Raw genomic sequence first — 20065 nt, 5'->3', positions numbered from 1 at the left:
GCGTGTCTTTCGGTGCGGGCCGGAGCCGGGTCCTGGCGGATGTGCGGGGTCAACGGTGCGGAGTTCACGGCGGGTTAGGGTACCGGCTGCGCTCAGTCGTCGGCGTAGATCTTGACGGACGGGGCCTTGCTCCCGCTCGGCGGGATCTTCCGCGTCTGGAGCGCGAAGCCCATCACGTCCCGGAACACCGGGGCCGCGACGTCGCCGCCGAAGTAGCTGCCCCGGGTCGGATGCTGCAACACGACCTGCACCACGAGCTGCGGCGCCTCCGCCGGGGCGAACCCGGCGAACGACGCGGTGTAGCCGCCGTCCTCGTAGGTGCCGGTGCTCGGGTTGATGATCTGCGCGGTGCCGGTCTTGCCCGCCACCCGGTAGCCGGGGATCTGCGCCTTCGGCGCGGTGCCGTCCTTGGTGGTGACGCCCTCCAGCATGTCCCGGATCTCCTGCGCGGTCCGCGCGCTGATCACGCGCTTCTGCGCGGGCGCGGCGGCCGGGGTGAACGAGCCGTCCTCGCCGGTGGTCCCCGCGATCAGGTTCGGCGCGACCCGCACCCCGCCGTTGGCGATCGTCGAGTACACGCTCGCCATCTGCAGCGCGTTGACCGACAGCGACTGGCCGAACGCCAGCGGGTACCGGTCGGTGCCCGACCACTGCTTCGGCGGCCTGAGCTGCCCGGCCGTCTCGGCGGGCAGGCCGATGTTCGTCTTCTGCCCGAACCCGAAGTCGCGCAGGAACCCGTACAGCGTGTCCTGGTCGATGTGCTCGCTGGCCAGGATCGTCCCGACGTTGCTGGACTTGGCCAGCACCCCCGCGAACGTCAGCCGCTCGGTCCCGTGCTGCTCGGAGTCGTGGAACGTCCGGTCGTACCGGCGCACGCTGTAGGGCACCTTGAACACCGTCTCGGGCGTGATCCCGCCGCGCTCCAGCACCGCCGCCGCCGTGACGACCTTGCCGGTGCTGCCCGGCTCGTACGCCTGCTGGACGAGCGGACTCCCCCACAGCCGGTGGTCCGACTTGCCGTACTCGTTCGGGTCGTACCCGGGCGCGGACGCCATCGCGAGCAGCTGCCCGTTGCGCGGATCCATCACGATCACGCTGCCGCTGCGCGCGCCGGTCGCCTTCACCTGCGCCTCGATCGCCTGCTGCGCCTTGTACTGGACGTCCCGCATCAGCGTCAGCCGGACGCCCTTGCCCGGCACCGGCGGGCGCTTCTGGTCCTCGCCCATCGGGATGTGCTGGCCGTCCGGGCTGATCTCGATGCGCTGCCAGCCGGCCCGTCCGGCGAGCTGCTTGTTCAGCGCGTACTCCAGGCCCGCCCCGCCGCGTCCCTCGGCGTTCACGAACCCGATCACCCCCGCGCCGAGCGAGTCGTTCGGGTACTCGCGCCGGTACTCGGGGTAGGTGCCGATGCCGAGGAACTTCATCCCCAGCACGAGCCGCGCCTGGTCCGGGCGGACGCCGTGCGCGAGCACCTCGTACCTGCTGCCCGGCTTGGACAGCTGCTTCATGAGCGTGCCGGGATCGAGGCCGAGCATCGGCGCGAGCGCGTTGACGATCTGCTGCCGCTTCGCCGGCTTGATCACCCCGGGGTCGGCGTAGACGAGCCGCGCCTCCACCGTCATCGCGAGCGGGTTGCCCTGCGCGTCGGTGATGTCCCCGCGCACGGCGGGCAGGTCGATCTTGCGCAGCCGCTGCTCCAGCGCCCGCGCCGTGTAGTGCCCCGACTCGATCGTCTGGAGCTGGACGAGCCGTCCGGCGAACAGCGACAGCACGAACGCCACGGCGAGCAGGCCCGCGTTCAGCCGCTTCATCGGATCGCGCCGCCGGAACGGCACCCGGATCCGCCGCCGGGGCGGCCTCCGGGGCGGCCCGCCCCGCCCGCCGGGACGGGGCCGCCGCGCGCCTGCCGGCCGGGTACTGCCTCGTCCCCCGTCCGCCGGCCGCGTCCGGCCGCCTACCTGGCTCCGGCCCCGACCACCTTCCGCCCGACGCCCCTGCGCCCCCGCGCGCGCGTCACTCCGGCGAGCCGCGTCCCCACGCCCTCGCGTGTCACCTCGTCCAGCCCCGTCACCACGCCCCCGCGCGGCACCCCGGCCAGACGCGTCTCCACGCCTGTTCGCGGCGTCCTCACGCCTCTCGCGCGCATCGCTCCGCCCCTGCACGTCACCACGCCTTCGCGCATCGCGACGCCCGGGCGTGTCGCCGCCCGCAAAACCCCCACGCCCCTCAGCCCCACCGCGCCCCATGAAGCCGAGGCGCCCGGTGGAATCGCCGCGTCCTTCGGAGCTGCCGCGTCCCGCGGAGTCGCCGCGTCCGGCTGAGCTGCCGCGGGCCGTGGAATCGCCGCGTCCTGCGGAGTCGCCGCGGCGCTGGGAGCCACCGCGCTCTGTGGCGTCGCCGTGTCCTCGGCCCTTTCCGCGCCGCTGGACGTCACCGCCGCCGTGGCCGTTTCCGCGTCCGGGCGCTTCGGCGCGTCCTTCGGAGTGGTCGCGCCCCTGGGCGTCCCGGGCGTCGGCGCGGGAGTCGGCGGGGTCGGCGCCCTTCTTCGGACGCGGCGGGGGGATCATCCCGTTACGGGACGATCGCCGGGCGGGTGAGCCGCCCGGCGACCGGGGTGGTGTGCTGCCGGTGGGCGGAGTGCCCGAACCGCGTCCCGACGCGCGCGCCCCGCCCGGACCGTTCTTCTCGTCCCGCCCGGCCGAGCCGCGCGGTCCCCGTCCCTGGGGTCCCCGCCCGCGCCCGGACGGCGGACCGGCCGGACGCCTGCTCACCGTGCCTCCCGAGCCGTCCTCACGGCGTCCCCCGACCGCCGGCGCCCGTGCCGGACGCGCTCGGCACGCCCTCACCCGGAATGATCGCGCCCGGCACGCCGAGCACGCCCACCGCTCCAGCCGTGGCGGCGGCGGCGTTCGGCACCGGACGGAAGCCGCGGGTCCCGGTGACCGTGCCGTCCGGCGAGATCCACGCGGGCTGCGTCGGCGGCTTCATGCCGAGCTCCCGGGCCTTCTCGTCCAGCGACGCCGGCGACTCCTCGCGGGCGATGTCGCCCTGCATCTGCTGCCGCTGCTGGTCGAGCAGCTTGTTGTTCTGCTGCAGCCGGGACAGCGTGAACGCGTCCTCGGCGAGCACGGTGTTGAGCAGCAGCAGGCTGGCGAGCGCGCCACCCAGCAAACCCACGATCAGCAGCACGAACGGCGCGCGCGGCGGCGCGGACTGCCGCACCACCCGTCCGGCCCGCCGAGCCGCGCCCTGCGCGACGTCCCGAGACTTCCCGGCCCGGCCGCCGACCGCGGCCTTCCTGCGCGTGGCCACCCGACCACGCGCAACGTCCTCATCCCGCGTAGCCACGCGCCCCCGAGCGGAGCCCGCCTCGCCCCCAGCCACGCGGCCCCGCCCGCCCGCGCCCTCGCGCGCAGGCCCGTTGTCCCGCGTGGACGCGCGTCCACGCCTCGGCGTTTCGCCCGCAGACGCACGCCTCCGCCCAGACACACGCCCACCCGCAGACGCCTCCTCGCGCGCGGTACCGCGCCCACCCGGAGACGCCTCGCTCACGGATGCACGCCCACGCGCGGCTGCGCCCTCGCGCCCACGCGCGTCCTCACGCGAGGCCGCACTCTCACGCGCAGACGCACTCTCACGCGCGGATATGCGTTCACGAGCGGACGCACTCTCACGCGCGGATGTGCGTTTACGTGCGGACGCACTCTCACGTGCGGATGTGCTTCCGCGCGTGGATGTGCGTTTACGTGCGGACGTACTCTCGCGCGTGGATGTGCGTTCGCGCGTGGATGTGCGTTCACGTACGGACGCACTCTCGCGCGCGGATGTGCTTTCGCGCGTGGGTGTGCTTTCGCGCGTGGGTGTGCTTCCGCGCGTGGGTGTGCGTTCGCGTGTGGGTGTGCTTTCGTCCGTGGGAGGGGCTTCGGGCGCGTCCGGGGTACGTCCGGGGGCGGAAGGTGCCGCGCCTCGCGCGGCGGCGCCCTTGCCGCGCCTGGCGGCCTTCGCCCCGCGCCTCTCGGCCTCGCGGCCGCGGGCGGAGGTCTTCACCCCACCTGGTGTCTCGCGCACGTCAGCGTCCCTCCCCGCGCTCGGAAGCCCTCTCCCCGCGCCCCTCAAAGTCACCGTCCCGCGCCGCGCCCCCAAGCACCCGCGCGCCCGCCACCTGCCGCGTATCGGCATTGCCGAAGGGCGGGGAAGTTCCCGCGGCCCGCGCGCCGCCGGCCCGCTGGGCGAACGCCGCCTCGGACGCGTCGGCCTCGCAGGCGGAGGCTCTCCCGTCTCGCGCGGCCTTGGCCCGCTGCGCGGGCGTCACCTCTCGGGCGTCCCGGCGAACCTTCGCGAACAGCGCCTTTCGCGCGTCGCTGCGAGGCGCAACGAGATGCGTCTTACTTGAGCCCTTGTGCGCCTTCGCGACGTGGATGCGCGGGGGTGTCGGGACGCGCGGGGCCGTGCTCATGGCGTGCGGACGGGATTGCGCGTCCGCGGGGGGATCGCTCGGGGGAACGAAGTCGCGGGGGCGGAGGGGCCCGAGGACGTGGGGGGGCGGGTGGGCGGACGTGGTGGGTTGGTCGGGCCGGGGTCGGCGCTCGCGGCCCTGCCTCGCCGCGGACGCGGGCGGGGTCGCGGACACGGGCGGGGTCGCCGACGCGGGCGAGGTCGCGGATGCGGAGGGGGCCGCGGGCGCGGACGAGGTCCCGGACGCGGGCGGGGTCGCGGGCCGGAGCGCGGGGTGGGGCGGGGGCGCGGGGTGCGGGTGGCGGGTCCGTGTGCTCATGTGGCCTCCCGGACCCGCTCGGCGGCGCGCAGCCGCACCGACCCGGCCCGTGGGTTGGTCTCGGTCTCGGACGCGGACGCCACCTCGGCGCCCCGGGTCAGCAGCCGGAAGCGCGGCTGGTGCTCGGGCAGCGGGACGGGCAGGTCCGGCGGGGTGTGGTCGGCGGCGGCCGCGGCGAGGACCTGCTTGGTGATGCGGTCCTCCAGCGACTGGTAGCTGAGCACGGCGACCCGGCCGCCGACCGGGACGGCGTCCAGCGCCGCGGGCAGGGCCCGCCGCCAGATCTCCAGCTCGCCGTTCACCTCGATGCGGAGCGCCTGGAAGGTGCGCTTGGCCGGGTTGCCGCCGGTGCGGCGGGTCGCGGCCGGGATCGCGGCGCGGACGAGTTCGGTGAGCCGCGCGGTCGAGTCGAGCGGCTGCTTGGCCCGTTCCCGGACGATGGCGGACGCGATGCGCTGGGCGAACCGCTCCTCGCCGTACTCGCGCAGGATGCGCGTGAGCTCGCCGGGCGGGTAGGTGTTGACGACCTCGGCGGCGGTGAGGTCCTGGGTGCGGTCCATCCGCATGTCGAGGGGCGCGTCGTAGGAGTAGGCGAAGCCGCGGTCGGCCTCGTCCAGTTGCGGGGAGGAGACGCCGAGGTCGAACAGGAACGCGTCCACCACCGGGACGCCGAGCCGGTCGAGCACCGCGGGGATGTCGTCGTAGACGGCGTGTTCGAGCGAGACCCGGTCGCCGAAGCGCTCCAGCCTGGCGGCGGAGCGCTCCAGCGCGTAGGTGTCCCGGTCGAGGCCGATCAGGCGGAGCGTCGGGTGGGCGGCGAGCATGGCCTCGGCGTGCCCGCCCATGCCGAGCGTCCCGTCCAGGTAGACGGGCGTGCGCCCGGCGTCGGCGGCCGCGCGGACGGCGGGCGCCAGGATCTCGAGAACGCGGTCGAGCAGTACCGGAATGTGACCGGCCTGCGCCGCGTGGTCGCCCACGTCCATGCTCAACCCCCCATGTCAGTGCCACCTCGCTCGCGGAGTCCGTGGCATCGTCCGCCCGGCCCGCCCACGGGCCGTGCGGCCGGTTCGCGTCGGCGCCGGTGCCCTGTGAAACCCCCTGGCGGGCACCCCGGCGGCCTCGCCCGGCCAGGTCCCCATCCGCTGCCCTTGAGGAAGATCACCGCGTCACCGCGGGGGGTCGCCTTCTGGCGCCGGGGAAGCTGCGCCAGAGGGCCTGGAGAGCGGCTGGAGACCTGGCCGAACGCGGGCCAGTGCCGGTCGTCGCGACCGACGCTCAGCAGATCGTCAGAGAATCCCGGGCAACACCTCCTCGGAGATGTCGGCGAACGCCTGCTCCTCCTGCTCGAGGTAGGACTCCCAGGCGCCGCTGTCCCAGATCTCCAGGCGCGAGTTCGCGCCGATGACGGTGCAGTCGCGGGTGAGCCCGGCGTACTTCCGCAGCGGGGGCGGGATCGTGATCCGGCCCTGCTTGTCGGGGACCTCGTCGGAGGCGCTCGCGAAGAAGACCCGGCTGTAGGCCCGCACGGAGCGCTCGGTGACCGGCGCGGCACGAAGCGCCTCGGTGATGCGCTGGAACTCCGCCATGGGGAAGACGTACAGGCAGCGTTCCTGGCCCTTCGTGATCACCAATCCCCCCGACAGCTCCTCGCGGTACTTCGCCGGCAGGAACAGTCGTCCCTTGTCGTCGAGGCGCGGCGTGTGGGTGCCGAGGAACACCGGCCCCACCTCCCGCGCCGCATGGGGCGCTACTGCTCCCCACGGCGCCCCACTCTACTCCACTCTTCCCCACCGTCAACTACGAAAACACCGGCCGCGCGCAGATTTCGCGAACGATTCCGCAGGTCAGGCGGGGTGGTGCGGGGAGGGGGGCGCGGTGGGGCGGGGCGGGCGGCCACTCGTCCGGGGGGACTTGACAGCGCGTCCTGACGCAGCCCGGAGCCCTCCCGGCCGTGCCGCGCCGGCGTCCCGCGGGCACCGGAGGCCCGCCGGATGGGGGAAAGTGGAACGTCCGGCGGGCTGTGGCGCCCGCTCGGGTGGAGCACAATGGGCTCCCGTTCCCCATGACCATCGCGGCCGTCGGCCGGGAGACGTACTGTCGGTGGAGCACCGGCGCTGTCGGTGGAGCACCGGCGCCGTCGGTGGAGCACCGGCGGCCCGCCGGTGCCGGACACCGGCGGCGGCTCCCGCCGAGGGGCGCGGCCGGTGGAGCGGCGGCGGCTCGGCGCGTCCGGAGGCGGACGGGCCGCGCGGTCCGCTGGCGGGGGGCGCACCGCGGCGCCGTCGGGGCGGCGGGACGGCTGAGGAGGGTTGTTGGTGTCAGTAGGGATGCACGGGGATCGTTCGACCGGGGCCGGACGCGCGGCGTCGGTGCCCCGTCCCGCGGGCGGTTCCCGGGGCGGGTTCTCCGGCGGGCTGGACGACCTGGCCCGGGTCAGCGGGCGCATCCGGGACGCCGTGGAGACGGTGGTCGAGGGCAAGCCCCGGGCGGTGCGGCTCGCGCTGACCGTCCTGCTGGCCGAGGGCCACCTGCTGATCGAGGACGTGCCCGGCGTCGGCAAGACGATGCTCGCCAAGGCGCTGGCCCGGTCGGTCGACTGCTCGGTGCGGCGCGTCCAGTTCACGCCCGACCTGCTGCCCAGCGACATCACCGGGGTCAGCGCGTACAACCAGGAGCTGCGCGAGTTCGAGTTCAAGCCGGGACCGGTGTTCGCGAACATCGTCGTCGGCGACGAGATCAACCGCGCCTCCCCCAAGACGCAGTCGGCGCTGCTGGAGTGCATGGAGGAGCGCCAGGTCACGGTGGACGGCACGACGTACCCGCTGGAGCGGCCGTTCATGGTGATCGCCACCCAGAACCCGGTGGAGATGGAGGGCACCTACCCCCTCCCCGAGGCCCAGCGCGACCGGTTCACCGCGCGGATCTCGATGGGGTACCCCGACCCGTCCGCCGAGCTGGAGATGCTCGACGCGCACGGCGAGGCGAACCCCCTGGACGACCTGGAGCCGGTCGCGCACGCGTCCGACGTGCGGGACCTGATCGAGGTCGTCCGGCGGCAGCACGTCGCCGAGTCCGTCCGGCAGTACGCGATCGATCTGGTGACCGCGACCCGCAACCATCCGGAGCTGCGGCTCGGCGCGTCGCCGCGCGCGACGCTCCACCTCGTGCGCGCGGCGCGCGCGTACGCGGCGCTGGACGACCGCGACTACGTCCTGCCCGACGACATCCAGGAGCTGGCCGTCCCGGTGCTGGCGCACCGGCTCCTGCCGACCGCCGAGGCGCAGGTCGAGCGGCGGCGGCCCGAGCACGTGCTGACCGAGCTGGTGCACCGGCTGCCCGTCCCGTCCCCTCGGGGGTGACGCGGTGCGACGGGCCCTGGCGGGGCTGACGACGCGGGGCCGGTCGTTCGTGGCGGCCGGCGCGACCGCGATCGTCTGCGCGTTCGTGCTCGGCGAGCGGGACCTGCTGCGCGCCGGGGTGCTCGTGCTGGCGCTCCCGCTGATCTGCACGTGGGTCGTCTCGCGGACCCGGTACCGGCTGGCGTGCGCGCGCCGCCTCGACCCGCCCAGGCTGCCGGTGGGGCACGAGTCGCGCGCGGAGCTGCGGCTGGAGAACGTGTCCCGGCTGCCGAGCGGGCTGCTGATGATCGAGGACAGGGTGCCCTTCGCGCTCGGCGGGCGGCCCCGGTTCGTCATCGACCGGATCGAGCCGCGCGGGACGCGGGAGCTGAGCTACCGCATCCGGTCGGACGTGCGCGGACGCTTCCGGGTCGGGCCGCTGACCGTCCGGCTCGCCGACCCGTTCGGGATGGTCGAGCTGGTCCGCTCGTTCAGCCTCACCGACACCCTGACCGTGACCCCGGCGATCGTGCCGCTGCCGTCGGGGCGGCTCGCCGGGGCGTGGGCCGGGGGCGGCGACAGCCTCGCCCGGACGGTCTCGACCGCCGGCGAGGACGACATCGCGCCCCGCGAGTACCGGCACGGCGACGATCTGCGGCGCGTCCACTGGCGGTCCACCGCGCGGCGCGGCGAGCTGATGGTGCGGCGCGAGGAGCAGCACTGGCAGAGCCGCGGCGCGCTGTTCCTGGACACCCGGCGGCTGGCGCACCGGGGCGAGGGTCCCGGCGCGACGTTCGAGCAGGCGGTGTCGTCGGTCGCGTCGATCGGGGTCCACCTCGGCCGGATGGGCATGGCGCTTCGGCTGGTCACCGACGCCGGGGAGAGGCTCGCGCCGTCCGCCGACTACGCGGGCGAGTTCGAGGGCCTGCTGCTGGACGCCCTGGCGGTCGCGCGGCCCGGCGACGGCAGCGTCCTGGACGCGGGCCTCGCCGCCCTGCTCGGCGGTTCCGGACGGGACGGCGACGGCCTCGTCGTCGCGGTGTTCGGCCTGCTCACCCCGGACGAGGCGCGCGCGGTCGCGTCCGTCCGGCGGGGCACCACGGCGTGCGTCGCGGTGCTCGTGGACCCGGAGGCGTCGTCCGCCTCGTCCACGGCGCACGTCCCCTCGCCACGACGCTCCGGCGACCACGCGACCGTCGGCTCCGCCGGGACGGCGACGCCCGGCGGCGGCGCTGGGGCCGGCGGAGGCGCGGCGGTGCCGGGAGGCGGCGGGGCGGCGGCGGTGCCCGGGGTGGGGGCGGCGCGGGTGCTGCGGGCTGCGGGGTGGCGCGTGGTCATCGTCCGGACGGCCGCGGAGCTGGCGGCGGCGTGGGCCGTCGCGTCCGAGCCGTCCGACTCCGGCTTCGGCCACCTGGACGGGAACGGCGGCGGAGGCGCGGCATGAGGATTCGCATGACGGTCATGGCCGCGCTGGCCACGCTGGCCGGGTCGGTCGGGCTGTACCCGCTGTTCATGGGCGGGCAGTGGTTCTTCCACGCGCTCGGCGCGGTGGTCGCGGCGGCCGTCGGCGCGGTCGCGGTCCGGCGGCTGCGCGTCCCGGCGGTGTTCGACCCGCTCGGCCCGGCGCTCGCGCTGCTGCTCTACTGCACGCTGGTGTTCGCGCCCGGCACGGCGCTGCTGGGCTTCCTGCCGACGCCGTCGTCCCTGCGCGCGCTGGGGCAGCTCGTCCAGGACGGCTGGTCCGCGGCGAACAAGTACGCGGCGCCCGTCCCGGACGGCCGCGGCCTCCACCTGCTCGTCACGATCGGCGTCGGCGCGGTCGCGACGATCGTGGACCTGCTCGCCGTCCGGCTGCGCCGTGCCGCGCCCGCCGGGCTGCCGCTGCTGGCCATGTACAGCGTCCCCGCCGCGATCCGCGAGCACGGCGTGAACTGGATCGCGTTCGGGCTCGGCGCGGCCGGCTACCTCGCCCTGCTCATGACGGACGCGCGGGAGAGCGTCGGCGGCTGGGGACGGATGGTCTTCTCGCCCCGCTGGCACGAGGAGACGCCCGCCGAACGGGAGCGTCCGGACGTCACGGCGCTCGCCAGCAGCGGACGCCGCATCGGCCTCGCCGCCGTCGCCGTCGCCGTCCTGCTGCCGATGGCGGTTCCGGGCATCCATCCGCGCGGCGTGTTCGGCGGCAAGGGCTCCGGCGGGACCGGGGAGGGCACCCGGACCGTCACCACGCCCGACCCCATGGTCAGCCTCTCCAAGCAGCTCACCAACCCCGACGACGGCGTCGTGCTGACGTACCGCTCCGACGACACCGACCGTCCCGACTACCTGCGGTTGTACGCGCTCGACAAGTTCGACGGCGACCGGTGGACCTACAGCGTCCCCAGCACCGCCAAGGACCGGCTGACCGACGCGCCGCTGCCCGCCCCGCCCGGCCTCACCGTGGTGGCGACCCGCACCGTCAACACCCGGATCAGGTTCAGCAAGGACCTGCGCGACCTCCAGTTCCTGCCGCTCCCCTACGCGCCCGTGCAGGTGCGGATCAAGGGCGACTGGCGGGTCCACGCGCCGTCCCTGATGGTCTACTCGCTGCGGGACGGCGCGGGCGGCAGGACCGTCGACGTCACCAGCCGCCGCGTGCTGCCGACGGCGTCCGACCTGGCGGCGGGCGGCTCCTACACCGACGACCAGCTGACGGAGTTCGCCAGCGTGCCCAAGACCGTCCCGCGGAAGGTGCACGACCTCGCCGTCGAGGTGACCAAGGGCTCGCGCAACGCCTACGAGTCGGCCGTGAAGCTCCAGACCTGGTTCACCGACACCGGCGGCTTCCGCTACGACCTCAGCGTCGGCACGCCCGAGCACGGCTCGGACCTCCTGCACTTCCTCACCGACCGCAAGCGCGGCTACTGCGAGCAGTTCGCCGCCGCGATGGCGGTCATGGCCCGCGAGCTCGGCATCCCGGCGCGCGTCTCGGTCGGGTACACGCCGGGACGCGAGATCCGTCCGGGCGAGTGGGAGGTGCGCGGACGCGACGCGCACGCCTGGCCCGAGCTGTACTTCGACGGCGCCGGCTGGGTCCGGTTCGAGCCGACCCCGACCGGCGACCCGGGCCAGGGCACGGCGAACGAGCCGGGCTACTCGGTGCCGCCCGGCGGCCCCGGATCCAACGGGAACGGCGCGTCCTCGCCGCTGCCGCAGTCGTCCTCCTCGGCGGGCCCGAACGCCCGCACGACGTCCGGGCCGCGCCACCGTAACGACCTGCCGGGCGTCGGCGGCACGCCGACCCCGAGCGCCAAGAAGCACCACGGGGGGCCGGGCTACGCGCCGTGGATCGCGGGCGGCGTCCTGGTGCTCCTGCTGCTGGCCGCCGCCCCGGCCGTCCGGATCCTGACCCGGCGCCGCCGCTGGTCCACGGCCCTCGAACCGCCGCCGGGCCCCGAGACGTCCCGTCCGGGCGGACCGCGCGGCCCGCGCCCCCGGCCGAAGGGCCAGTCCGACGCGGCGCACGCGGCGTGGCGCGAACTCCGCGCGGACGCGATCGACCACGGCGTCTCCTGGCCGTCCAGCGAGACGCCGCGCGCCACGGCCCGCCGCCTGGACGACCTCCTCGCCCTGGACGACACCGCCGCGGGCGCCCTGCGCCGCATCGCCCGCGCCGAGGAACTCGCCCGCTACGCCCCGTCCGACCGCACCCCGCCGTCCGCCGACGTCCTGCGCGCCGACGTCCGGACGATGCGTTCCGCCTTCGCCTCGTCCGCCACGACGACCACCCGCTGGCGCGCCCGCCTCCTGCCCGCCTCCACCGTCGCCGAAGCCCGCGACGCCGCCCGCGCCGCCGGCGAACGCACCGCCCGCGCGACCGGCCGAGCCGAACACGCCCTGTCCCGCGTCCTCGCCCGCCTCCGCGCCCTCCTCCCCACCAAACCCCACTGACCCGCGCCGGCCCCACAGCAGGACGCAGTTGGACGGGCGCGGAGGGAGCACGGACGCAGCGCCCGGCTCGCCTGATGCCGGACGGGCAGACCCGGCGCGAACCGCAGCCGGTCGCGCGCTGAACGGGCGCGGGCCAGGGCATGGCTCGCCTCATGACGCGAGCGAGGGCGCGGCGGCCTCGTGTCGACTGACTCGCACGGGGCCCCGGTTCATCACGCGCGGAACGGACGCAGCGACAGGATGCGACTCGGCTGATACAGCCGCGATTCAAGCGCAGGACGGGGCTTCGCCCCGCGTGGAGCGGAGCCAGGCCGCGAGGCGGCCCCAGCACGGCGGCGGCGCGGGCAGCGGCGGGGCACGACGGGGCACGACGGGCTGGGCAGGGGGCGCGACGGGGGTCGGCGCGGGTGAGGCGGGTCAGGGGCAGGGGGCGGCGTCGGCTCCGGGCGTGTAGGGACGGCTGGGCCGGTTGCGGCGGGACGAGGTGTCCGGAGGCGGGTCAGGGGCAGGGGGCGGCGTCGGCTCCGGGCGTGTAGGGACGGCTGGGCCGGTTGCGGCGGGACGAGGTGACCGGAGGCGGACAGCGGTCGGCCCGCCTCGCGCGGGTGGGGGGACGCGCGGGCGGGCTCGGTGGCGTTGTCAGCGTTCTTCGGTGCGGCGGCGCCAGCGCTCTTCCATGCGCTCCATGAAACCGGCGCGGGCGGGGCGTCCACCGACGGTGCGGCGCCTGCCGCGGGCCGGTTCGGCGACGCCGGTCATGCGCTTCCAGCTGGTGAGCGCCCAGACGCAGCAGGCGACCATGAGCAGGAACCCGGCCACGCTGACCGCGATGGTGACCGCTCCCGCGTTGGCCACCAGTCCGGCCATCAGGGCGCACACGCCGACGGCGAAGCCCAGCGCGGCCTTGATCATTTGGCGCTTGTAGTGCACCTGAGGACTCGTGGAGCGCACCGCATGGGCGAACTTCGGATCCTCGGCGTACAACGCCTGCTCGATCTGGTCGAGCATGCGCTGCTCGTGATCAGAGAGCGGCACGGCGCCTCCCAACGACTGCCCCGCGACGGGCTATCCGATGCAGGACGAGAACCTCAACGGTGATATGCCCAGAATACGAGCCCGGACAGGTCAACGAAAGCGAACGGCCCACCGCGGACCCTTCACCGTTCATCTCCGCATCCGCCTCATCCCCTCCCGTCACCGCTCTCCCGTCCGTCCCGGGCGGCGGGCCGGCCCTCGCCCCGCCGGACCAGCGCGGCCGGACGGACCGCGCCACGCCCGAACCGGTGCGCCACCTGGTCGATCACGCGCTCCGCCTCGCGCCAGCCGGTCTCCGGTTCGTCCAGCGCGAGCTGCCGCGGAGCGTCGTCGGCGGACGTGAGGTTCTCCACACGCACGCCCACCAGCCGGAGTCGTACCCGCTCCCAGCCGGACGCCTCATACAGCTCGCAGGCTGTGACATAGATCACTCTCGCTAGATCGGTGGGCTCGCGCAGGGTCCGGGCGCGGGTGATCGTTTTGAAGTCTCCGTCGCGCAGCTTGACGCTCACCGTCCGCCCCGCGTGACCGCCCGCCCGGAGCCGCGCCCCGACCTTCTCGGAGAGCCGCAGCAGCTCGCGGCGGATCTCGTCCGGGTCGTCCAGGTCGGTGTCGAAGGTCTCCTCCGCGCCGATGCTCTTGTCCACGCTCTCCGGGACGACCGGACGCGGATCGCGTCCCCACGCCAGCTCGTGCAGGTGGCCGCCGAGCGCGTTGCCCAGCTCCCGCTGGAGCGTCGCGAGCGGCACCCGGGCCAGCTGCCCGACCGTCCGCAGACCGAGCCGGGCCAGATGCTGCTCGGTACGCTCCCCCACGCCCCACAGCGCCGCGACGGGCAGCGCGTGCAGGAACTCCTCCACGCCATCCGCCGGGACGACCAGGAGCCCGTTCGGCTTGCACCGCGTGGACGCCAGCTTCGCCACGAACTTGGTCGGCGCGACCCCGACCGAGCAGGTCACCCCCTGCTGCTCGAACACCTTCTCCCGGACGAGCCGCGCGATCTCCGCGGGCCGCCCGTAGAGCTTGCGCGCCCCGGCGACGTCGAGGAACGCCTCGTCCACCGACAGCGGCTCCACCAAGGGCGTCACCGACCGGAAGATCTCGAACACGGCCTTGGACACCGCCGAGTACCGCTCATGCCGCGGCGGCAGCACCACCGCGTGCGGACACAACCGCCGCGCCCGCGTCATGGGCATCGCCGAGTGCACGCCGTACTCCCGCGCCTCGTACGACGCCGCCGACACGACCCCGCGTCCGCCGAGCCCCCCGACGACCACCGGCCGCCCCCGCAGCTCGGGCCGATCGAGCAACTCGACACTCACGAAGAACGCGTCCATGTCGACGTGCAGGATCGAACAGCCCGTGTCGTCCGCGGGCGGACCGGGCTGCGGCCCCGGACGATGCAGCTGCTGCTTGCGGCTCATGCCCCCAACCTAGATCCCCGTTCGGACATTCTCACCAGCCACTCCCGACTGCTCGCAAGAGCGCCGCACGTCCGCGCATTCCTGCGGAGTCGTTGCGGCCTCGCGCGCACGACCGCCCCGCGCGCACGACCGCCCCGCGCGCACGACGATCCCGCACGCACGACGGTCTCGTGCGCACGGCGGCCCCGCGCGCACGGCGGCCCCGCACGCACGACGATCCCGCGCGCACGACGGTCCCGCACGCACGGCGATCCCGCACGCACGGCGATCCCGCACGCACGGCGGTCCCGCGCGCACGCGGGCGCTGGGGCAGGCGGGCGGTCAGGGACGTTCGGCGACCAGGTGGAGCTGGGTGGCCAGCTCGCGGAGGACGGGGTGGACGGAAGCGGCGCGTTCCAAAGCCAGGAGGTCGTCGGTGGCGCCGGTCTCGTCCAGCAGGGCGCTCGGGACGAGATCGGCGAAGATCCGGACGCCGTGCAGCTCGCGCGCGGTGAGGCCCGCGCGGCCCGCCAGCTCGGCGAGGGTCTCGCGGGTGAACCGGCGCGGGACGCGGTCGTGCTCGCCCCAGCGACCGTCCGGGTCGGCGAGGACGCGGCGGGCGTCGTCGAAGCGTCCGGCGGCGGCCCGGTGCAGGGCAGCGGCGATCTGCCCGGAGACCAGGACGCTGACCGCCCCGCCCGGCCGGACGACGCGGGTCAGCGCGGCCATCGCCGCGTCCGGGTCGTCCACGTACTCCAGGACGCTGTGGCAGAGCACCAGGTCGGCGGCGGACTCGCCGAGCAGGGCGGGCAGATCGTTCGCGTCCCCCTGAAGGGCGCGGACGCTCACCCCGGCCTCGGCAGCGCGCCGTTCGAGCGCGGCGAGTGCGTCGGGGCTGGCGTCCACCACGGTCACCCGGTGGCCGAGTTCGGCGAGCGGCACGGCGAACCCGCCGGTCCCCCCGCCGACGTCCACGACGTCACACGGGCCCTGCGGCGCCACGCGGGCGAGCACCTCGCGCAGCACGTCCCAAAGGACGGCGCCGCGCACCCGGCCGCCGCCCCGGTTCCGCCACGTCTGCTGGGCGGGCGCGCCCGCCCCCAACTCACCGCTCATGTCCCCCCACCCTAGGCCCCGGCTCCCGCTCCACGCCGCACCTGACACTCGAACGCGCCCGCGCTCGCATCATCCCGCCGTCCCGCGCCCGGGCCACCTCGCCCGCGACACGCCACCCGCACCCTCCCACGCGCGAACGCGTCCGTCCGCGTCAGACGAAAGCATCACCATCCGAACGCGCCACTGCACCGCACAGCACGGCCACGACACCGCCACGCGCGAACGCGTCACCACGACGGACGCACCCGCTACCAACGCGCTGGCTCCCGATTGGGAGCGTTGCCGTGTCGTGGACGGGCCGTCGCAGAGCAGCGCCGTGAGGCGTGGACGGGACGCCGCACCGGCAAGAGGCGTTGTCGCCGTCTGCCGAGCGGGTCGGCGTGCCGCAAGCGTCGTTCCTGGCGCCGCGAGAAGTCGAAGCCTCACAGCGACGCGTGGCGGGCCAGTGCAACGTCGGCGTCGCCACGCGGCGGACGGGTCATACCGACAGGGACGGTTTGAGTTGCTGGATGCGGGCGAGCAGGCCGTTGACGAAGCGCGGGGACTCGTCGGTGGACAGCTCGGTGGCGAGGGAGACGGCCTCGCTGACCGCGACGCCGTCCGGGACGTCGTCCACCCAGAGCAGTTCGAACAGACCCATCCGGAGGATGTTGCGGTCGACGACCGGCATGCGGTCGAGGGTCCAGCCGGTCGCGTAGGTGGAGATCAGCTCGTCGATGCGCTCGGCGTTGCGCTCGACGCCCTCGATGATCCGCACGGCGTGCGGGTACTCGGCGAGCTCGCCCTGGTTCGGCCGGCCGCGCTGCGCGAGGACCTCGGAGGGCTTCTCCTCGCGCAGCTCGGCGGCGAACAGGACGTCCAGGGCGAGCTTGCGCGCCTTGGTGCGAGCGGCCATCAGGCGCGGCCGAGGTACTCGCCGGAGCGGGTGTCGACCTTGATCTTCTCGCCCGTGGTGATGAACAGCGGGACCTGGACCTGGGCGCCGGTCTCCAGGGTGGCGGGCTTGGAGCCGCCGGTGGAGCGGTCGCCCTGCAGGCCGGGCTCGGTCTCGGAGATCTCCAGCACGACGGCGGCGGGCAGCTCGACGTAGAGGGGGTTCTCCTCGTTGAAGGCGATCACCGCGGTCTGCTCGGGGAGCATGTACTTGGCGGCGTCGCCGACCACGGCGGCGGGGATGCGCGGCTGGTCGTAGGTCTCGGTGTCCATGAAGATGAAGTCCTCACCCTCGCGGTACAGGTACTGCATGTCCCGCTTGTCGACCGAGGCGACCTCCACCTTGCTGCCGGCGTTGAAGGTCTTGTCGATGATCTTGCCCGTGAGCACGTTCTTGATCTTCGTGCGGACGAACGCGGGGCCCTTGCCGGGCTTGACGTGCTGGAACTCCAGAACGGTCCAGAGGTTGCCCTCCAGCCGGAGGGTCATACCGTTCTTCAGGTCGTTCGTCGTCGCCACAGATGCTCTCCCGGTCGCGGACCTCTTCCCGTCCGCCGGTCGGCTAGAGGACGAGCAGGTCCTTGGTGGTCTTGGTGAGGAGTTCCGGCCCGCCCGTCCGCGCCACGAGCGTGTCCTCGATGCGGACACCGCCCCGGCCGGCGAGGTAGACCCCCGGCTCGGCGGTGATCGGAACTCGATCCACCAGCTTACCGGTCGCGCGGGGGCTCATGAGCGGGGCCTCGTGGATCTCCAGGCCGACGCCGTGCCCGAGCCCGTGGGTGAAGTCGTCCGCGAACCCGGCCTCGGCGATGAGGTCGCGCGCGGCGGCGTCGACGTCCCGGTGGTCCGCGCCCGGACGCGCCGCCTCCACGGCGGCGGCCTGCGCGCGTCTGACCAGCTCGTACAGGTCGCGCTGCCAGTCGGCGGGCGGGCCGACCGCGACGGTGCGGGTCATGTCGGCGTGGTAGCCGCCGACGAGCGCGCCGAAGTCGAAGGTCACCAGGTCGCCGGACGCGAGCTCGCGCGCGCCGGGTGAGTGGTGCGGGATCGCGCCGTTCGGCCCGGACGCCACGATGGTGTCGAACGCCAGTCCGTCCGCGCCGAAGTCGATCATGTGCCGGTCCAGCTCGACCGCGAGCGCGCGCTCGGTGACCCCCGGCCGGACGGACGGCAGCAGCGCCTCGAACGCCTCGTCGGTGATCTCGCACGCCCGCCGCAGCAGGTCGATCTCGGCCTCGTCCTTGACCACGCGCAGCTCCTCGACCGGGTGGCCGAGCGGCTTGAACGCGATGCCGCCGTCGAGCGCGACGAGCTCGGCGTGGCGCTCGACGGTCAGGTCGTGCGCCTCGAAGCCGAGCGTCCCGGCGCCGGCGTCGGCGGCGAGTCCGACGAGCGCGCCGTCCGGGTTCCGGTCGATCACGATCTTCAAGTCGGACGCGACCTTTTCGGCCGTCCCGGCGTACCGGCCGTCCGTGCACAGCAGGTCCGGGCCGTCCACGCGGATGAGCGCGGCGGCGTTCGAGCTGTCCAGCCCGGTCAGGTAGCGGACGTTGACCAGCCGGGTGACCAGCAGCGCGTCCGCGCCGGCGGCCTCGACCAGCGCGGCCAGCGCCCGGCGGCGTTCCCGTTGTCTCTCCCCCATGATCGGACTGTAGTTCATCGCGGAACATGAACAACTCTCGACTTCGCTCCGGCGGTGCCCTACGGTGTCCCGCGCACCTGATCATTTCCCCTCTCCGCCGCGTGGCACGGCCGGCCGGACGCGCCGGATCGCGTTCGCCCGGGCCTCCGCCGCCCGGACGGGCGCGGCCCGGCGCGTCCGATGGGACATGTGGCGCGGCCCGTCCCCCCACAGGAGATGCTCATGTCCGCCCTCAGCCGCCGCAGGCTGCTCGGAACCGGCGCGCTCACCGCCGCCGGAGCCGCCGTCGCCACGGCCACCGCCTCCCCCGCGCGCGCAGCCGTCCCCACCGGCGCGACCTCCCCTTCCGGACTTCCGGCGCGCGAGGCGTCCGCTTCGGTGGACGTCGTGGTGGTCGGTGGGGGCCTGTCCGGCCTCACCGCCGCCCGCGACCTGATCGCCGCCGGACGGTCCGTCCTCGTCCTGGAGGCCCGGGACCGTCCCGGCGGACGCGTCTACGGGATGCCCCTCGGCGACGGCACGACCAGCGAAGGCGGCGCCGAGTTCATCGGCCCGACCCAGAACCGGATCGCCGCCCTCGCCAAGGACATGGGCGTCGCGACCTTCCCGACCTATAACTCCGGCAAGAACGTTTACTACCGCGAAGGCAAGCGCTCTCTGTACGCGACGGACGGCCTGCTCGGCGCCGTCCCGCCGGACTGGGGCGTGCTGGACCTGGAACCCGCCCTGCTCTCGCTCGGCGGCATGGCGAAGAAGGTCCCGGTCGGCGAGCCCTGGAAGGCCCCGGACGCCGAGGACTGGGACAGCCAGACCTTCCACACCTGGTCGCGGTCGCATTCGCTGAGCGCCGGCGCGCGCTTCCTTCTCGACGAGTTCGTGTCGAGCACGCTTTCGGTGCGGTCGAAGGAGGTGTCGCTGCTGTACGTCCTCAACTACATCGCGTCGGCGGGCGACGAGTCGAACCCCGGCACCGTGGACCGCCTGATCAACACCAAGGGCGGCGGCCAGGAGACGCGCTTCGTGGGCGGATCGCAGGAAGTGCCGCTCCGGCTGGCCGCCAGGCTCGGCGACCGGATCCGGTACAACGCGCCCGTCCGCTCCATCACCGTGGACGGCTCGACGGTCACGGTCGCCGCCGACGGGATCACGGTCTCCTGCAAGCGCGTCGTGGTCGCGATGTCCCCGGCGATCGCGAACAAGATCGACTACTCCCCGGCGCTGCCCGCCGCCCGCGCCCAGCTCATGCAGCGCTACCCGATGGGCTCGATCGCCAAGTTCGTCGCCGTCTACGACACGCCGTTCTGGCGCGCGGACGGCCTGACCGGCCAGGCCGTCGCCGACAGCGGCGCGATCGACGCGACCTTCGACAACAGCCCGCCGGACGGGTCGCGCGGCATCCTGATGGGCTTCATGAACCAGTCGAACATCCGGAAACTGGACGGCGCGTCGCCCGACGACGTCCGCGCGGCGGGGCTCGCGGCCTTCACGGCGCTGTTCGGCGACAAGGCCACGTCGCCCGTCCGCACGGCCTTCCAGCGCTGGGACAACGAGACGTGGAGCGGCGGCGGTCCGGTCGGCGTCGCCCCGCCCGGCGTCCTCACCGAGTTCGGCCCCGCACTGCGCACGCCGTGCGGCCCGATCCACTGGGCGGGCACCGAGACGTCCACCTTCTGGACGGGCTACATGGACGGCGCGGTCCGCTCCGGCGAACGCGTCGCCGCCGAAGTGACCGCCGCCCTGTGAGGTGAACACTCACCAACCCCACGCCCCGCCCGCACCCGGTAGGTGAGCGCCCACTCACCTCTCCCCGCGGAAAGCCGCTCGCGGCGGGCGAGTGCTCACCCACCGCTCCGCGGAACACCGCCCGCGGCGGGTGAGTGCCCACCCACCTCGC

The 20065-nt window shown here is 74.6% G+C and carries 14 protein-coding genes; 4 read left to right on the top strand and 10 right to left on the bottom strand.

Features of this window, described 5'->3' with window-relative positions; all coding sequences use genetic code 11:
• Positions 1 to 92: 92 nt before the first annotated feature.
• The 4 genes from ACFPCY_RS11325 to mraZ form a co-directional block, all read right to left on the bottom strand.
• Positions 93 to 1811: a peptidoglycan D,D-transpeptidase FtsI family protein gene (locus ACFPCY_RS11325; protein ID WP_378254091.1), complete on the bottom strand. Its 1719-nt coding sequence runs from the start codon at positions 1809 to 1811 to the stop codon at positions 93 to 95.
• A gap of 979 nt (positions 1812 to 2790) precedes the next feature.
• Positions 2791 to 3312 (bottom strand): cell division protein FtsL, encoded by a 522-nt coding sequence (gene ftsL / locus ACFPCY_RS11320; RefSeq protein WP_378254090.1) that lies wholly within the window; start codon positions 3310 to 3312, stop codon positions 2791 to 2793.
• A gap of 1458 nt (positions 3313 to 4770) precedes the next feature.
• Positions 4771 to 5757 (bottom strand): 16S rRNA (cytosine(1402)-N(4))-methyltransferase RsmH, encoded by a 987-nt coding sequence (gene rsmH, locus ACFPCY_RS11315; protein WP_378255117.1) that lies wholly within the window; start codon positions 5755 to 5757, stop codon positions 4771 to 4773.
• Between the two features lie 303 nt (positions 5758 to 6060).
• A complete protein-coding gene (gene mraZ, locus ACFPCY_RS11310) occupies positions 6061 to 6492 on the bottom strand; it encodes a division/cell wall cluster transcriptional repressor MraZ (RefSeq protein ID WP_378254088.1) in 432 nt (143 codons plus the stop codon).
• 597 nt (positions 6493 to 7089) lie between these two features.
• Here mraZ and ACFPCY_RS11305 point away from each other — a divergent pair.
• Genes ACFPCY_RS11305 through ACFPCY_RS11295 form a run of 3 tightly spaced genes read left to right on the top strand, consistent with a single transcriptional unit; the run spans position 7090 to position 12042 of the window.
• The gene (locus tag ACFPCY_RS11305) at positions 7090 to 8133 is read left to right on the top strand and encodes an AAA family ATPase (RefSeq protein WP_378254087.1); all 1044 of its coding nucleotides are present in this window, start codon (positions 7090 to 7092) and stop codon (positions 8131 to 8133) included.
• Positions 8134 to 8137: 4 nt separating this feature from the next.
• Positions 8138 to 9556, top strand: a complete 1419-nt coding sequence (locus ACFPCY_RS11300; protein ID WP_378254085.1) for a DUF58 domain-containing protein — start codon at positions 8138 to 8140, stop codon at positions 9554 to 9556.
• Entirely contained in the window at positions 9553 to 12042 is a 2490-nt protein-coding gene (locus ACFPCY_RS11295) for a transglutaminase TgpA family protein (protein ID WP_378254084.1), read from the top strand. The genes ACFPCY_RS11300 and ACFPCY_RS11295 overlap by 4 nt, the downstream gene beginning before the upstream one ends.
• Positions 12043 to 12681: 639 nt before the next feature.
• Here the strand turns inward: ACFPCY_RS11295 and ACFPCY_RS11290 are convergent.
• From ACFPCY_RS11290 to ACFPCY_RS11265, 6 genes are all read right to left on the bottom strand, one after another.
• Positions 12682 to 13077: a DUF3040 domain-containing protein gene (locus ACFPCY_RS11290; RefSeq protein ID WP_378254081.1), complete on the bottom strand. Its 396-nt coding sequence runs from the start codon at positions 13075 to 13077 to the stop codon at positions 12682 to 12684.
• 146 nt (positions 13078 to 13223) lie between these two features.
• The gene (locus tag ACFPCY_RS11285) at positions 13224 to 14501 is read right to left on the bottom strand and encodes a DNA polymerase IV (RefSeq protein ID WP_378254080.1); all 1278 of its coding nucleotides are present in this window, start codon (positions 14499 to 14501) and stop codon (positions 13224 to 13226) included.
• 321 nt (positions 14502 to 14822) lie between these two features.
• The gene (locus ACFPCY_RS11280; protein ID WP_378254078.1) at positions 14823 to 15596 is read right to left on the bottom strand and encodes a methyltransferase domain-containing protein; all 774 of its coding nucleotides are present in this window, start codon (positions 15594 to 15596) and stop codon (positions 14823 to 14825) included.
• 478 nt (positions 15597 to 16074) lie between these two features.
• A complete protein-coding gene (nusB, locus tag ACFPCY_RS11275; RefSeq protein ID WP_378254076.1) occupies positions 16075 to 16491 on the bottom strand; it encodes a transcription antitermination factor NusB in 417 nt (138 codons plus the stop codon).
• Positions 16491 to 17048 (bottom strand): elongation factor P, encoded by a 558-nt coding sequence (efp, locus tag ACFPCY_RS11270; protein ID WP_378254074.1) that lies wholly within the window; start codon positions 17046 to 17048, stop codon positions 16491 to 16493. Before efp ends, nusB begins: the two co-directional genes overlap by 1 nt.
• A gap of 43 nt (positions 17049 to 17091) precedes the next feature.
• A complete protein-coding gene (locus ACFPCY_RS11265; protein WP_378254072.1) occupies positions 17092 to 18171 on the bottom strand; it encodes a M24 family metallopeptidase in 1080 nt (359 codons plus the stop codon).
• 222 nt (positions 18172 to 18393) lie between these two features.
• Here ACFPCY_RS11265 and ACFPCY_RS11260 point away from each other — a divergent pair, with 222 nt between their 5' ends.
• Positions 18394 to 19914, top strand: coding sequence for a flavin monoamine oxidase family protein (locus ACFPCY_RS11260; RefSeq protein WP_378254070.1), 1521 nt, complete (start codon positions 18394 to 18396; stop codon positions 19912 to 19914).
• The last annotated feature ends 151 nt before the right edge of the window (positions 19915 to 20065 follow it).

It is taken from the genome of Actinomadura gamaensis (genome assembly GCF_042652125.1).
Lineage (GTDB): Bacteria > Actinomycetota > Actinomycetes > Streptosporangiales > Streptosporangiaceae > Spirillospora > Spirillospora gamaensis.
This window is presented reverse-complemented; position numbering and strand designations above follow the sequence as displayed.